The organism is Arcticibacter sp. (genome assembly GCF_045629565.1).
GTDB lineage: Bacteria > Bacteroidota > Bacteroidia > Sphingobacteriales > Sphingobacteriaceae > Arcticibacter.
Genome location: NZ_JAZQRL010000028.1, coordinates 69,682 through 84,802, shown reverse-complemented (window position 1 = coordinate 84,802; position 15,121 = coordinate 69,682). Strand labels below are relative to the sequence as shown.

Genomic DNA, 15,121 nt, shown 5'->3' with positions numbered 1-15,121 from the left:
GAATGAAGACGAAAGTACCCAGGCTCGTTACAAAAAAAAAGCCGGCTCCATTAGTAAATGGGCCGGCTTTATAGGGGTGACGTTTAATTAATAATTGCCGTCGTTTTCATCATTGTCATCTGCATGCAGAGTATCCTTATGATCGTCAGGGTTGTAATTTGCCTGAAGTTCAGCTAATTTCTCTTTTCCATACGCGAAACGTGTGATCAATATAAACAGTACGGGTACGATGAAAATAGCCAGTATCGTTGCAGCAAGCATACCACCGAACACTGTCCATCCGATCGTCTGTCTGGACACTGCTCCTGCTCCCGTTGACAACATCAAAGGAACAATACCCAGGATGAATGCAAGAGAAGTCATGATAATCGGGCGTAGACGTAGCTTAACCGCTTCAATAGTTGCCGCAACCAGCTCCATCCCCCAATCTACACGCTCTTTGGCAAACTCGACGATCAAGATGGCGTTTTTGGCTGCCAATCCGATAAGTGTCACTAACCCAATCTGCGCGAAGATATTGTTATCAATTTTCGGAAGGAATGTCAACGCGAGGATCGCTCCGAATACCCCCAAAGGAACTGATAACAGAATAGAGAACGGTACCGACCAGCTTTCATAAAGCGCGGCTAACAAAAGGAACACGAACACAATACAAAGAGCGAAAATGTACATCGTACTATTTCCGGATTCCTGCTCCTGGGCGCTTAGTCCTGAGAAGCTATAAGTATAACCTTGAGGCAGGGTCTGCGCTGCGACTTCCTCAAGCGCAGTTAAGGCGTCACCGCTACTGTAACCAGGTGCGGCACTACCGTTCACTTCAATAGCGCGGAACAAGTTGTAGTGATTGATGATAGATGGTTTTTGGACCATTTCATAGGTAACCAAAGCACTTAATGGAACGTTGCTCCCTGCTACATTCTTGACATACAGGTTTCCGATGTCCTCAATATGCTGACGGTAAGTAGTGTCGGCCTGAGTTACCACACGGAAGTTTCGCCCGTATCGGGTGAAGTCATTGATATATGCACTTCCGAGATAGCTGGAAATAGTGCTATAGATCGTACCAACCGATACTCCCATTTTCTTCGCCTGATCTCTGTTAACTGTCAGCTGATAGTTTGGTGTGTTAGCATTAAACAGTGTATATGCCATGCCGATTTCCGGGCGTTGATTAGCAGCTCCCAGGAATTTGAACACTGCTGCCTGGAAGTCTTTGATATCTCCAGCCTGCTGTTCTTCAATCTGAATGTTGAAACCGCCACTTACACCAAGTCCGGGGATAGCCGGAGGGGCGACAGCCAGTACACTACCTTCTTTTGCGCCCGCAAACATTCCCTGAATCTGCCCAAGTACTTCCTGAACAGTACGCTTACGTTCATCCCAATGATTCATCTGCACAAAGTATGTACCTGCATTGGATTTGAACGATCTGTTCAAAATGTTAATTCCGGCGATAGAGGTGATGTTCTTTACTTCGGGGATCTCTTTCTGGATTCTTTGTGTAACATTGGATAAGAATTCATCAGTACGGGATGCAGATGCCCCTTCAGGCAGTGTAATACCCATCAGGAATATACCTGCGTCTTCAGACGGGATGAACCCTGCTGATTTACTTCTGAATAATCCGATTGTTCCGATATATATACAAACCAGGATGATGATGACCATTGGAGCTTTGCGGATGCACCACTTCACTCCCTCGGAATAATTGTTCGTAACCCTGTGGAACCAGCTGTTGAACTTATAGAAAAATTTGTTCATTCCTTTAGATTCCTTATTCAGGTTCATCGGAACGAGGAGAATGGAACAAAGAGCCGGTGTAAGAGACAGTGCTATGAACGCCGAGATGATTACTGATACCGCAATCGTAATGGCAAACTGCTGGTAAAGCTGCCCGACCATGCCAGGAATGAACCCTACGGGTATGAAAACAGCCGCAAGAATAAGCGCGATGGCTATTACCGGCGCTGTTATGTCCTTCATTGCACGCATGGTTGCTTCTTTTGCAGACAGCTTTTCATGGTCAATGTAGTGCTGGACGGCCTCCACTACCACAATCGCGTCATCGACCACAATACCAATAGCGAGTACGAATGCCAGCATCGTAAGGGTATTGATGGAAAAGCCTAAAAGCGTAAAGAAGATGAAGGTACCAATAATTGATACCGGAATAGCAAGAACGGGTATCAGTGTTGCCCTCCAGCTTTGAAGGAAGAGGAACACGACAAGCGTTACCAGAATAAGCGCTTCTATGAGGGTATGGATAACGGAATTGATAGAGACATTGATTACGGATACGGTTTCGTAACTGATGATGTAATCAAGGTCACTCGGGAACGATTTTTTTAGCTCCTGTAGCGTCTTTTCGATACCCTCGTAAGTTTGCACGGCATTTCCGCCGGGCATCTGACTGATAGCCATCATGGAAGCAGTTTTACCGTTCACCATGGAACGCGTAGCGTAAGAAAATTCTCCCAGTTCAACCCTCGCTACGTCTTTAAGATAAACAATAGAACCCTCAGCGCCCGTCTTAATTACTATGTTTTCGAATTCTTCCTCAGTGTCAAGGTCTCCATCGAGGATTACAGGGAACTCAAATACCTGAGACGATTGTTGAGGGGGGCCGCCTACGCTACCACCCGGAACACGTACGTTTTGTTCCTGAATAGCAGCTGATACATCTGCAGGAGTGAGATTAAGCTGCGCTAATTTTCCTGCGTCAAGCCAAACCCTCATACTGAAAGGTTGTCCGAATGCCTGTACATCACCCACACCATCGACGCGCATAATCGCATCTCTGAGGTACAAGTTAACGTAGTTGGACATGAATTTCATATCGTGGGTACCCTTAGGAGAATATAGTCCCAGTACCATCAAGATATCAGTGTTGGCCTTTCTGGTAGTTACTCCAAGACGTCGCACCGCTTCAGGCAGTGCAGGTTCTGCGATACCTACCCTGTTTTGAACATCAAGGGTGGCGATGTCAATATCGGTACCGACATCGAAGGTTACGGTAATCGATGAACGGCCATCGGAGGTACTGTTCGATGACATGTACGACATGCCCGGAGTACCGTTGATTTGACTTTCTATCGGCGTTGTGACTGTCTTTTCAACAGTTTCTGCATCCGCTCCTGTATAGGTGCCGGTTACGGTAACCGTTGGCGGAGCAATATTGGGATACTGACTGATTGGTAAGGTTGTTAATACGATAACACCTATCATTACAATCAGAATCGAGATGACAATAGCGGTGACGGGTCGCCGTATGAATACTTCTGAGATCATATAGATTTGTCTACTATAAAATAATTATTGTTTAGGTGCAGCATCAGGTTGACCTGGTGCTTCTGTCTGGATTACCGCACCTTCTCTGAGGTTTTGAGTTCCGGTGCTTACGATAACTTCGCCTTCTTTAAGGCCATCCTGAATGACTATCTTATCGTTTACTTTGATCCCTAACTTAACCTGACGTTGTGCGACCTTATTGCTGTCTCCAACTACATATACTGTAAATTCACCTAACTGTTCGGTAACAGCCTGATATGGAACCGTGATCTGCTCACCTGATTGTTTGTTTGCAACCTGAACCGTACAGTTCATACCTGCCACCAGCTTGCCGTTTGCGTTGGGGAAGCTGGCACGTACACGTATCGTTCCAGTCTGCGGGTCTACCGCGCGATCTACAGCAAGCACTTTTCCGCTTGACGTATATTTAGAGTTATCTGGAAGGATGATATTAAAGCTCGTCGCTTTTCCCTGCTGAAGCTGGGAGAAGTAAGCGATGTCACTCTCATTTATATTGATATCCACTCCCATAGGGTTGGGGGCAGATATGGTATTGATGAGGGTAGAGCCTGCGGTAACCAGTGCCCCTCTTCTTACCATCGAGATGCCGATCTTTCCGGAGAAAGGAGCGACAATGGTGGATCGCCGAAGATCTGTAGCCGCATTGGAAAGGGTTGCCTGAGCTGAAGCAACTTGTGCCTGTGCTGTCTGAAGGTCTGCCTGAGCATAATCGACACGTTGTTTGGCTATCGCATCTTGTTCGGCAAGGCGAGTGTAACGTTCAGCGTCTTTCTGGGTCTTAGCAAGATTTGCTTTTGCAATCTGCAGTTGCGCATTTGCCTGGTTGTAGACAGCCTGGTATCTGCTCCTGTCAATTTCGTAAAGCTTCTGGCCTTTCGAAACCTGCTGGCCATCTCTTACAAAAATATTCGTGATGTAGCCGTTCACTTCTGCTCTGAGATCAACCTCATTCAAGGGGACTATGGTTCCAGGATAAGAATCGATACCGTTAACCTCTTCTTTTTGCACGGTGTACGTGCTAACGGTTACTGCAGGAGGTGCCGCAGGAGCTTGCTTGCTCTGGTCTGATCCGCCGCAGGCTGTAAGTAATGCCGAGCCAAAGATTATAGAAGCGAATGTTAGTTTATTGTTCATGATAAGTTATTGTTGAAAGGTAATGGTTCCTAAAGCTTGTTGAACGTCTAATTTACTGGAAAGGAGACTGTATAAGGCGTTGAGATAGTTGATCTGGGAAGTACGTAAGTCCGTTTCTGCTGTCATTAGCTCCAAGTAGGTCTTTATTCCCTCGTTATACTGGACTTTGATCGTGTTGTATACTTCTTGAGACAGGCCTACATTCTGACGTGCTGTTTTCCAGTCATTCAGGTTTGCTTTATACGAAGCCATCGCAGCCTCAGTTTGGCTCTGGATCTGATTGCGGACATCTACAAGGTCGAGCTCCAATCTTCTCTCCTGAAGTTGTGCCTTGCGAATTTCCTGGATCCGCTTCGTACCCTGAAATACGGGTATCCTTAAAGTCAGACCTCCGACCGAGCTCGGATAGCTGGTATCATAGAGATTACTGAGTTCGCTGTTCATGTAGTTCCAGTTGTAGTTGATGAAACCAGAAAGAGTTGGAAGATAAGCGAGCTTGTTGTAGCTGGTGTTGATGCGTTGCAGTTCCCTCTGAGTTTCAAGCTGTCTATATTCAATCCTGTTTCTGTAATTCAGCTGCTGGGTAGTATCTAATAAGATTTCATTTTCCATGCTCGCATTATCAACATTTATAGTTAGATCGCGGGTTACGGGGTACCCGATAAGCTGTTTGAGGTATGCGTACTTATACTTAAGCATTTCCGAGATTCTCTTCTTATCTGCCAGAGAATTGCTTAAGCTAATTTGTGCCCTTTTGTAGTCAGTCTTATCGACTAAACCACCCTCATATTGCGCAAAAGCGTCTTTCAGCTGCTTTTGCAGGCGTGCAATATTTTCATCGGTGATATTAAGCTGCTCTCGGCTGGTTAAAATGTCGTAAAAAGCCTTACTAACATCTACCACGGTAGCAATCTTTGTATTTTCTGTGCTTTGCTTATACTGCTCCCGGAAGTATTTCGCTGACTTAGATGCCTGGATCAGACCTGCGTCCAGTAGCTTCTGATCTGCCTGAAGTGAAAATGTAGAAGTATTCTTCGCGCCAATTGTCAGAAAAGAGGTTTCTCCGTTATTATTCAGAACACTTACCTGCTGTTTGAAGTTATGGTTATAACTTCCGTTCGCATTGATCTGCGGAAGCCAGCCCGAAAGAGCGGATTTGATATCCCGCTCACCAATCTCCTCATCAATGCGTGCCTGGTTGATGTACGGTTGGTTTTTTAACGCATACGCTATGCATTGTTCAAGGGTAGCGTTGCCTAATGTAGAATCTGCATTGGTGATTTGCGCAGAAAGGATGCCCGGAGCCATCAGCGGTATTCCAAATACTAATGAAAAGATTAGCTTTCTTGTTTTCATTGAAAAATTTGTTTTAAGCCCGGTTTAAGCGTTCATATAGACGCACTTAAAATAGACCGTTATGATATTCGTATTTTGGTATGAGAGATGTTAATTATTTATTGTTTTAATGCCGTCCCAGATGACTAGAGCGGTTTCGCGTAGACGGTCCTTTGTAAACTCATAATGTCCAGATAGATGATATTTTGCAGCTGCTATGATACTGCCATGTATAACCGGTACAAGTAGTTGATAGTCAAGATTTTTGATGAATCCAGAATTTATGCCCCTTTGAAAAAAAGGAACAACTCCGGAAGATAAAAGTTTGCTCTCATTTTCCGGATTGCAATGCCTGTAAGGTGATGTCATGTACTGCTCGATGAAGTACAAAACATTCTCATTTTCAATAAAATATTCACACTGCGAAATCCAGAAATGAAGAAATAGCTCTTTATAAGGTTTGTTATCCTCCTGATTAGGAATGATGTTACTCATCCGTTCTTTTACATAGAGGTACAAAGACTGGATTAACGCGTCTTTACTTTCAAAGTAGTGATATATCGTACCCGCAGCAACTCCGGCGTTTTTGGCTATCTGGCTCATAGGCGTTCCATGAAAGCCATTCACCTTTATCAGGCTTAGGGTACTTTCAAAAATCGCTGTCTTCTTACAGTTAATAGTGTCTAATTGAACGTTCATTCGGGTGCGAAGATAGGTAGTTTGATGTTAAACTATAATTGGTTGCTCCGATAATGACAGTCTAATGATAATTCCGTTTGGATGAAAATTATTTAATTATGTGCGGATCTTGTTGCCAAAGTGTTAGCTTAATCAAACAATGCATGTCAACAATCAATAGGAAAAATGATCTGCGTCAGCTCATAGTCGTTCCTTTGGGGCTAGTTTTGTAAGTAAAATTACCCGTCATGGAAACTCATAAAGTAATCTCAACAGTATCTGCCACAGCCTTCACCTGCAATTGCTGTAATGCAGCTTTGAACTATATCCAGGTTTTAAACGATGATCTGAGAATTCAGGAAGATTATTTTGAGTGTTCAGAGTGCGGATTAAAGATTGAGAGCCTGATCACTGAGGAGGAAGACGTCCCTGCTTTTTTTGACTAGACCCCAGGTCGATTGTTATCCCGATCATGATGACAGAATTAGGAAGGCCATCTTCCTCTTTTCTGATATTAAAGCAGGAATTGCATGACATGCCACCAAAAGGCAGTTGACAAAAAAGCCAGGAATATCCCCAGACCAACCATCATGTTCGCTAGTGGGGGGTTCAGTTTATATTCATCAGCCAGCAGACTTCCTGTTACGAGAGTAGGCATGGCCGCTTGAAAGATACTTACCTGTGGAATTGTACCTTTTATATTAAAGATAAGGGCCGCTAACAGTACCAGTCCAGGCGTTATAAATAATTTAAGTGCCAGTCCGAAAGAAAGGTTCTTCCATTCGCTTTTCCATTCAGAGAATTTGAGTTGCAGTCCAATAGAAAATAGTGCAAGAGGTCCGACTGTGACGATAAGCCGGTCAAGCAAAGGGTTAATTGGGCTCAGGTCAACGAATTGAGGGAGTATAAGCGCGAGGATGAAAGCGATGAAAGGAGGAAATTTGACAGCTTTTTTAATGATAACTGTTGCCGAGACCGTCTCGCCGTCCGCCGCCCGTAATGCAGTGATAATACCCACAGTTGTGAGCAGCATAAACGTAACTTGATCGGAGATTATTGCAATACTTAATGCTTCTTCTCCGAAATAGGCTATCACCAGAGGAAAGCCTAAAAAAGAAGTATTGGCAAGGCCGGTTGACAGCTTTAGGGACCCCTTGGTAGTGCTGCCAGTTTTGAACTTCCATGCATAAGCAGTTACAGCAAGCCAGGCGCCTACCCACACGATGATCGGAGCTAGGGCGGGAAAGATCATTTGGGGACTCCATTCAATCGCCGGAATGTACTTAAGTGAAAGGGCGGGAAGAGCGACGAACAAAACCCATGCATTGATTCCTTTGTATGAATCTTTAGGTAATGACCCAAAGATGTTGAACAGCAGTCCCATCAGGAGCGAGCCTGCTATCAAAATAAAGTTGACCATATTGTATGAACCCCTGAGGGTGTTAGAAAATATTGGCAAAAGTAGCTGATTGATGAAATATTTCCTTATGTTTCACGCCTTTTTACAAATTGATTATGGTCACCTTTTTTGAAGCAGCATTAGAATATTTGTCTATTCATAGGATAGGAAATAAAATGCAGGAAGAGTTTTATGTTTTATCTGATGAATCTTTGCATATTGAAGATGAACTCTTGAATAACTTATTGATGCAATACTTCCTGAAGCCTTTTGAGAAGGTTAACGAAGTTTATCACTTCATTCATTCAAGTGGTAATTTGGAGCTTAACGAAATGTTTCATTTCTGTTCGGAAATTTTCGACAATCCGGCCCGGTTTCACGAGAATTCGGAGATGATGGCTAAATTCCTGTATGATGTTTCGAGTCATCCGAAGATTAAGTCGGGAGAGCTGTATGTTGTGTTTTTTAAAAACGTCCAGATTGAAGGTGAGGTGCTCGACGCGATTGGTGTATTCAAATCTGAGACAAAGGAAACTTATTTAAAGGTTTTCCCCGAAAAAGCAGGTTTCAAAGTGGAGTACGAACAGGAGGGCATCAATATTCATAAACTGGACAAAGGAGCTCTCATATTTAAAACGGATAAATCGGAAGGTTATAAGGTGTTAGTAACAGATCAGACTAACAGAAGTACTGAGGCTGTTTATTGGAAAGACGACTTCCTGAAACTTAATATACGTAACGATAGTTATAACCAGACTTCAACCACCCTTGGTGTCTATAAAGATTTTATCACTACTCGTGTGGACGAAGAGTTTGAGTTGACAAAAGCTGACAAAATAGACTTGCTTAATAAATCGATGAAGTATTTCAAGGAGAAGGAGAGCTTTGATCTGGATGAATTTTCAAATGAAGTGATCGTTAATCCGGATGCAATCGCTTCCTTCAAAGCGTATAAGAGCAGCTATGAACAGGAGTTCAATACGGAAATCAACGATTCATTCGATATCTCTGACGCTGCCGTTAAGACGCAGTCACGAAAATTCAAGAGCATTTTGAAGTTGGATAAAAACTTCCATATATATATTCACGGTGACAGAGAGTTGATTGAGAAAGGCTTTGATGACGGGCGATCGATGAACTTTTATAAGGTTTATTTTAAGGAAGAGCAATAGTTTCATTAGCTTGACAGACCATGAGTTTATCGCGAATTTTTTATTTCAGCGTGCTGAGTTTAGTAATTGTGTCTTCAGCCTGCACCCGTTCTGTGAAAGATGAGGAAGTTCTGGGCATTTGGCAGTACATTAAGATTGAAAATCCCAATCAAGGTGAAGTAACACCTGATGAGGAGCTTAAAGAGAACGATCCTTCCATTCGATTCAGTGAAGGGAACAAATTGGAAATGATTTGGGGAGGGAAGGTGTTGTCTGAAGGTACATACCATATTGAGTATCCTGTTATCAACTATCAGGAGAACTTAAAAGAAAGGGGTAGCCGGAAAATCAGATTTTTAATTAAGAAATTTGAGGACGACATTCTTGTGTTTCAAACAATGGAGGCGGATGCTGTACGAGTTACGGCGAGGAAACTGAAATGAAAATAGCTACCTTTGACGCTTATTGCATATGAATCTCTTCTCGCGTCTCCTAATAGTCTTCATGATAGCATTGTCTGCAGGTGCTGTGCAGGCTCAGGTTGATTCTGTTCCCGATTCATCTTCAGCTTATAGGGAATCGCGGATTAACAGGTGGAGGTTGTTACAGGAGGAGAAGAAGCGAATTAATGATTCGCTACGGCATATCGGCGATTCTTTGTCAATGCTGTGGATTAAAAAGCCGGATCCTGGGAGGGAAAACCGTTTCCGCGACAGCTTGTTTAAAGCTAATTTGGTAACGAACTTAGACTTTTCGGAATGGGAGTCGAGGTTTAGGAAGACAGAACAGCAGTATCAAGCAGGAAAGCTTAGGAAGAAGGGTGAGCTTTGGGTGATTGGGTTCGTACTGGTTTCACTTATCCTGTTTGCCATTTTAAGGCATATGTTCTTTAACGAGTTGTCTGCTATTATCCACGCTTTTTTCAGTAACCGAGTCCTCAGTCAGATAAACAAAGAAGAAAAGTTTTTTAACTCCTGGCCGTTTGTGTTTCTTTATCTGCTCTTTGGATTTACTATTGGAATGTTTTTGTACCAGTGCGGGAAATACTTTCAGCTTTCGTATTCATATAGCGGCTTTCAATGGTTTTTAAGGCTGTCGATGATTGTTATCGGGGTGTTTACAGTGAAAGTAATACTGTTGAGATTCCTCGGTTTTCTATTCGACTCAGTGAAGCTTGTCAAAGAATATATTTCTATTTTGTTTCTCAGTTATTTTAATGCAGCCCTGTTGTTTCTTCCGATCGTTATTGCTTTTAGCTTAACGCCAACCCGCTTTGCCCCCTACTATATTTATCTTTCCTTTCTGCTGATCTTTTTTATTGTTTTTTTTCAGTTCACCAGGGCTATTTCTAACATCTTGTCCAGCTACAAGTTTCCTAAGCTGTATTTAATTTTGTATCTTTGTGCCCTTGAAATCTGCCCAATATTGGTGTTAATTAAAGCTCTCAGGTTCTAAATAAAGATGCAGTTATCAGACAGGAAAAAAAAGGTAAAGAGTGTTTTGGTAACCTTACCAAAACCGGAAACAGACAAGTCACCTTACTTTGAATTGGCGAAAAAGTATAATGTTAAAATAGATTTTCGCTCTTTTATTCATGTAGAAGGTGTCCCGGCAAAAGATTTTCGAAAAGACAGAATCAATCTTGCCGACTTTTCAGCTGTAGTTTTCACTAGCAGAAATTCGGCAGATCATTTTTTTAGAATATGCGAGGAGATGAGGTACGAAGTACCTTCAGATATGAAATATTTCTGTCTTTCGGAAAATATCGCCTTGTATCTGCAGAAATACATTCAATATCGAAAGCGGAAAATCTTTTTTGGAAAACAGACCGCATCAGATCTTGCTGAAGTGCTGAAAAAGAATGCATCGGAAAAATTCCTTTTTCCGTGTTCGGACGTAGCTGCGGAAGAGACGCTGAAGTTTATGCAGGATAACGGTTACGATATTACTCCTGCGGTTCTATTCAGAACTGTATGCAGTGACCTATCAGATCTTGCAGATGTCTTTTACGATATAATTGCTTTCTTTAGTCCGTCAAGTATACAATCTCTGTACAAAAACTTTCCGGATTTTGTGCAAAATGACACGCGTATAGCTGCGTTTGGCGCAAGCACGCAAAAGGCTATTCAAGAGCGTGATTTAATACTCGATATTCCTGCTCCTACACCAGTTGCGCCAAGTATGACAATGGCGATAGAACAGTATATAAAGCTCGCAAACAAGTAAAATTGAACACTTTATTCTTTCAAACTAACCCCTTTTTTTTATGTTTGTCTAAAGAGGGGACATAGTTAGTTAATTCTGTGCGAAATTTGAATCAGATGTGAAGAGTTTTAATATATTAGTCCCCAAACAAGACAATTTTTAACCAGGTTCAGCGCATAGATGAGAAGAGTTTACATGATTGCTTTTTCTCTCATTTCCATAGTGGCAGCAAGCTGCGGTCGAAATGGATCAGGAGGAGAATTAGTAGGAGTAAAAAATAAGAAAGTAAGTACAAACCAGGCTCCCTATGGTATGGTTTATGTGCCGGCTGGCACTTTTGTGATGGGTCAGACTGACCAGGACATCACTTTCTCGCAGATCGCTCAAAATAAGCAAGTTACCGTCCAGGCTTTTTATATGGATGAAACAGAAATAACGAACAGCGAATATCGTCAGTTTGTAAATTGGGTGCGGGATTCTATAGCCATCACTGACTATCTTCAGGATCCTCAATTATTTATTCAGGCGGGAAATCAAGCATCGGGTAACCCGAGTCAGCGCTATATCGATTGGGCCAAAGTAGGGGACGGATCTATTATCTGGAGTAACAAACGAAGTCCTGCAAACGCAAATAAGCTCCAGGGAATGTATTATCAGGGTGAGGACAGGATCTTTGACCAGAATGAGATAGACGTGCGCCTTCTTAAATACAACTTCGCGTTTGTGAATTTGCAGGACGCAGCAAATCACAGAGCCGATCGGACTAAGAGAAGGTCTGATTTTATTTTCCGCGACACCGTGGCGGTCTATCCTGATACGTTGGCCTGGCTGGCAGATTTTGCTTATGCACAGAACGATCCCTTGACTGAAGGGTATTTCACTCATCCTTCCTATGCGAATTACCCGGTTGTAGGTGTTACCTGGAGGCAGGCAAGAGCCTTTACGGTATGGCGTACAAGGCTTTATCAGAATTCTAAACAAGCTCAGAGAAGTCCACGATTGCCCTACGGCTTGCCATCTGAAGCAGAGTTTGAATATGCCGCACGAGGCGGTAGGGTAGGCACGGATTATCCCTGGGGTGGTCCTTATATCCGAAATGCAAAAGGATGTCTGATGGCAAATTTTAAACCGGGGAGAGGAAATTATAACGATGATGGAGGGGCAACCACAGTGAATGTGAAGTCTTATTTTCCTAATGATTTCGGCTTATATAATATGGCCGGAAATGTTGCGGAGTGGACATCCTCGGCGTACGATGAATCGGCATCTACGTTTGTACATGATATGAACCCTGTGTTCAGCTATGAGGCCAAGGCAGGTGATCCCGAAACCATGAAACGTAAAGTAGTGAGAGGTGGATCCTGGAAAGATATCGGATATTTTCTTCAAAATTCGACCAGGACCTATGAATATCAGGACACTTCCAAGTCCTACATAGGCTTTCGTTGTGTAACCCGTTATCCAGGAAGGGATATCCGGGATAAAAGTACATTCTAATTAAAAAAAACATAAATATCTAGTAAGATGGCTGAGAAGAAAAGCACAGGATTTGAGGCATTCCTGCATAAAGCAATATCCTGGGGTGCAAGTATTGTTATTTTGGGTGCATTGTTTAAGATTCTTCATATAGGGGGTATTTGGGGCAATTACATGATTGGTATAGGGCTTGGAGTTGAAGCGTTCTTGTTCTTTTTAACAGGGTTTGTTCCTCCTGCTAAAGACCCGGAATGGGCCAGGGTCTATCCAGAACTTGCTGATGATTTCAGTGGTGAGTCATCGCCAAAGGCTGTTCGCCAGACACCGGTAGCGAATACAGCACCGGCGTCTGCGGCGTTGGATAAAATGCTCGCGGATGCGAAAGTTGGTCCTGAGTTGATTCAAAGCCTGGGAGAGGGCTTAAGAACTTTTGGTGATAAGGTAGCCTCAATATCTACAGTTGCCGACGCTTCTATCGCAACTAACGAGTACACCGCTAAGGTGAAAAGCGCATCAAGTGGTTTCGACAAGCTTAATGTTGCATTTTCTAAGGCTACAGAGAATCTGGCTGAACTTGGAAACACTAATGCAGACACGAAATCGTACCATGAGCAGGTAAATAATCTGGCTCGTAACTTGTCGGCACTAAATGCTGTTTATGAATTGGAGCTTCAAGACTCGAGTGCCCACCTGAAATCGATGAACAAATTCTATCAGAACGTCTCGCTGACCATGCAGAATTTCAATGAGTCGATGGAAGACTCCAAGCAATTTAAAGAAGAAGTTGGGCGCCTTGCCAAGAATCTTGCCTCTTTGAACGCGATTTATGGTAATATGCTTTCAGCAATGAACCAGCCACGCGTTTAAATTAGTGATGTACATGATCAATCCAAGAATTAAATAGATGGCTGCAGGTAAAGAAACGACGAGACAGAAGATGATCAATATCATGTATTTGGTATTGCTGGCTATGCTCGCGTTGAATGTGTCAGATAGTATACTCAATGCGTTTAAGAACATTAATGATAGTTTAGAAACTTCCCGCTCAAACGTAAATACCAGCGTGACGCAGCTTTTTTCGTCTTTTGAGGCAACGAAGCTAAAGGAGGAACCTGAACGCGCCCGTCCTATTTACGAGCGGGCAAAACAGGCTCAGGCGGTTTCTGAAGAGTTGAACGGTTACATAGAAGAGCTAAAGAAAGAATTTGCCACGGCCGGACAGGGCTATAGTGAGGAGACAGGCGATCTTGTTCAACGCGATAATACAGATATCGCTCAAGGAATAATGATTAATCAGAAGAAGGGAGCTGCCCTTAAAGCGAAGATTAATGAAACGCGCGAAAAGCTCACCCGCTTGTTGGATGAAACAGACAGAACCGGTCTCAACCTGGCGCTGCAGGCGAATGATCCCGCTAAAGGACGCCGTAAATGGGAGGATATTAATTTTGGAGAAGGAACACCTCTGACTGCAGCGATGACCATTCTGACTAAGATTCAAACAGATGCGAAGAATGCTGAAGCAGACGTGATTAAGCGTATTTTGGGAAAAATGGATCAGGCGGTGGTTAATCTTGATAAATTTGCAGCGGTTGCGGTTGCACCTACTTCGTATCTGATTCAAGGTCAGCCTTACACTGCTGAAGTTTTTTTGACAGCTTATGACTCAAGAACGAGCCCGTCAATTACCGTCGGAGGAGCTAATCTTCCCTTAAGAGATGGTAAGGGAATTTACTCCGTGCCAACGACACGCGAGGGGATGTTTTCGTGGTCTGGAATTGTGAAAGTTAAACAGACAGATGGCACGATAAAGGAATACCGTACCCCTGAGCAGAAATACCAGGTTGCGCGTCCATCTGCAGTGGTTTCTCCTGATAAAATGAACGTATTCTATATAGGTGTTGCAAATCCGGTGTCGGTATCAGCGCCTGGTATCCCTAAAGAGAATCTTCGGGTGAGTATGCAGGGCGGGTCTATTAAAGGGGCAGGCGGCAAGTATGTTGTCACTGTAAATTCTCCGGGGCAGGCGAAGGTGTCTGTGTCTGCTGAGATTGCACCAGGTAAGGTTCAGACTGTTGGGACTACAGACTTTCGTGTAAAGCGCATTCCTGACCCTGTGGCCAAGTTTGTCGGGAAAACGGGTGGAGTCGCAAGTTCTGTAGCGATAAAATCCCAAAGTAAAGTATTTGCGATGCTGGAGAACTTTGACTTTGACGCCCGGTTTGACGTGACCCGTTTCACATTGATCATTGCCAAACCAAGGGCAGATGCGGTGGTTTTAAGTACGTCGGGAAATACTTTGAGTGCCGCAATGAAGTCGGCGCTTGCGGGTATTGGTCCTGGTTCCAGAGTTATTTTTGATAACATTATTGCAGTTGGTCCTGATGGTTCGCAACGATCTTTAAATTCTATTGCGTTAACAGCTAATTAAATTGAG

Annotated in this window: 13 protein-coding genes; 8 read left to right on the top strand and 5 right to left on the bottom strand. The window is 43.3% G+C overall.

Going from position 1 to position 15,121, the window contains the following annotated elements; genetic code table 11:
* Positions 1 to 87: 87 nt before the first annotated feature.
* The 4 genes from ACKI5J_RS03335 to ACKI5J_RS03320 all read right to left on the bottom strand — a co-directional run bounded on the left by ACKI5J_RS03335 (position 88) and on the right by ACKI5J_RS03320 (position 6,477).
* Positions 88 to 3,288, bottom strand: a complete 3,201-nt coding sequence (locus ACKI5J_RS03335) for an efflux RND transporter permease subunit (protein WP_407426491.1) — start codon at positions 3,286 to 3,288, stop codon at positions 88 to 90.
* A 24-nt stretch (positions 3,289 to 3,312) separates the two neighbouring features.
* The gene (locus ACKI5J_RS03330) at positions 3,313 to 4,443 is read right to left on the bottom strand and encodes an efflux RND transporter periplasmic adaptor subunit (RefSeq protein WP_407426489.1); all 1,131 of its coding nucleotides are present in this window, start codon (positions 4,441 to 4,443) and stop codon (positions 3,313 to 3,315) included.
* 6 nt (positions 4,444 to 4,449) lie between these two features.
* On the bottom strand, positions 4,450 to 5,799 hold the full coding sequence (locus ACKI5J_RS03325) for a TolC family protein (protein WP_407426487.1): 1,350 nt from the start codon (positions 5,797 to 5,799) through the stop codon (positions 4,450 to 4,452).
* Between the two features lie 90 nt (positions 5,800 to 5,889).
* Positions 5,890 to 6,477: a TetR/AcrR family transcriptional regulator gene (locus ACKI5J_RS03320; RefSeq protein WP_407426485.1), complete on the bottom strand. Its 588-nt coding sequence runs from the start codon at positions 6,475 to 6,477 to the stop codon at positions 5,890 to 5,892.
* Between the two features lie 227 nt (positions 6,478 to 6,704).
* Here ACKI5J_RS03320 and ACKI5J_RS03315 point away from each other — a divergent pair, with 227 nt between their 5' ends.
* The gene (locus tag ACKI5J_RS03315; protein ID WP_407426483.1) at positions 6,705 to 6,902 is read left to right on the top strand and encodes a hypothetical protein; all 198 of its coding nucleotides are present in this window, start codon (positions 6,705 to 6,707) and stop codon (positions 6,900 to 6,902) included.
* Between the two features lie 68 nt (positions 6,903 to 6,970).
* Here the strand turns inward: ACKI5J_RS03315 and ACKI5J_RS03310 are convergent, their stop codons facing one another.
* Entirely contained in the window at positions 6,971 to 7,876 is a 906-nt protein-coding gene (locus tag ACKI5J_RS03310) for an AEC family transporter (protein ID WP_407426481.1), read from the bottom strand.
* A 95-nt stretch (positions 7,877 to 7,971) separates the two neighbouring features.
* Here ACKI5J_RS03310 and ACKI5J_RS03305 point away from each other — a divergent pair, with 95 nt between their 5' ends.
* The 7 genes from ACKI5J_RS03305 (at position 7,972) to gldM (ending at position 15,115) form a co-directional block, all read left to right on the top strand.
* Entirely contained in the window at positions 7,972 to 9,027 is a 1,056-nt protein-coding gene (locus ACKI5J_RS03305) for a nucleoid-associated protein (RefSeq protein ID WP_407426479.1), read from the top strand.
* A 20-nt stretch (positions 9,028 to 9,047) separates the two neighbouring features.
* Entirely contained in the window at positions 9,048 to 9,449 is a 402-nt protein-coding gene (locus tag ACKI5J_RS03300) for a hypothetical protein (RefSeq protein ID WP_407426477.1), read from the top strand.
* A 61-nt stretch (positions 9,450 to 9,510) separates the two neighbouring features.
* Entirely contained in the window at positions 9,511 to 10,461 is a 951-nt protein-coding gene (locus ACKI5J_RS03295; RefSeq protein ID WP_407426475.1) for a DUF4271 domain-containing protein, read from the top strand.
* 6 nt (positions 10,462 to 10,467) lie between these two features.
* Entirely contained in the window at positions 10,468 to 11,232 is a 765-nt protein-coding gene (locus ACKI5J_RS03290) for a uroporphyrinogen-III synthase (protein ID WP_407426473.1), read from the top strand.
* Between the two features lie 159 nt (positions 11,233 to 11,391).
* Positions 11,392 to 12,708 (top strand): SUMF1/EgtB/PvdO family nonheme iron enzyme, encoded by a 1,317-nt coding sequence (locus ACKI5J_RS03285; protein WP_407426471.1) that lies wholly within the window; start codon positions 11,392 to 11,394, stop codon positions 12,706 to 12,708.
* A 27-nt stretch (positions 12,709 to 12,735) separates the two neighbouring features.
* Entirely contained in the window at positions 12,736 to 13,554 is an 819-nt protein-coding gene (gene gldL / locus ACKI5J_RS03280) for a gliding motility protein GldL (RefSeq protein WP_407426469.1), read from the top strand.
* 37 nt (positions 13,555 to 13,591) lie between these two features.
* Positions 13,592 to 15,115: a gliding motility protein GldM gene (gene gldM, locus ACKI5J_RS03275; RefSeq protein WP_407426467.1), complete on the top strand. Its 1,524-nt coding sequence runs from the start codon at positions 13,592 to 13,594 to the stop codon at positions 15,113 to 15,115.
* The last annotated feature ends 6 nt before the right edge of the window (positions 15,116 to 15,121 follow it).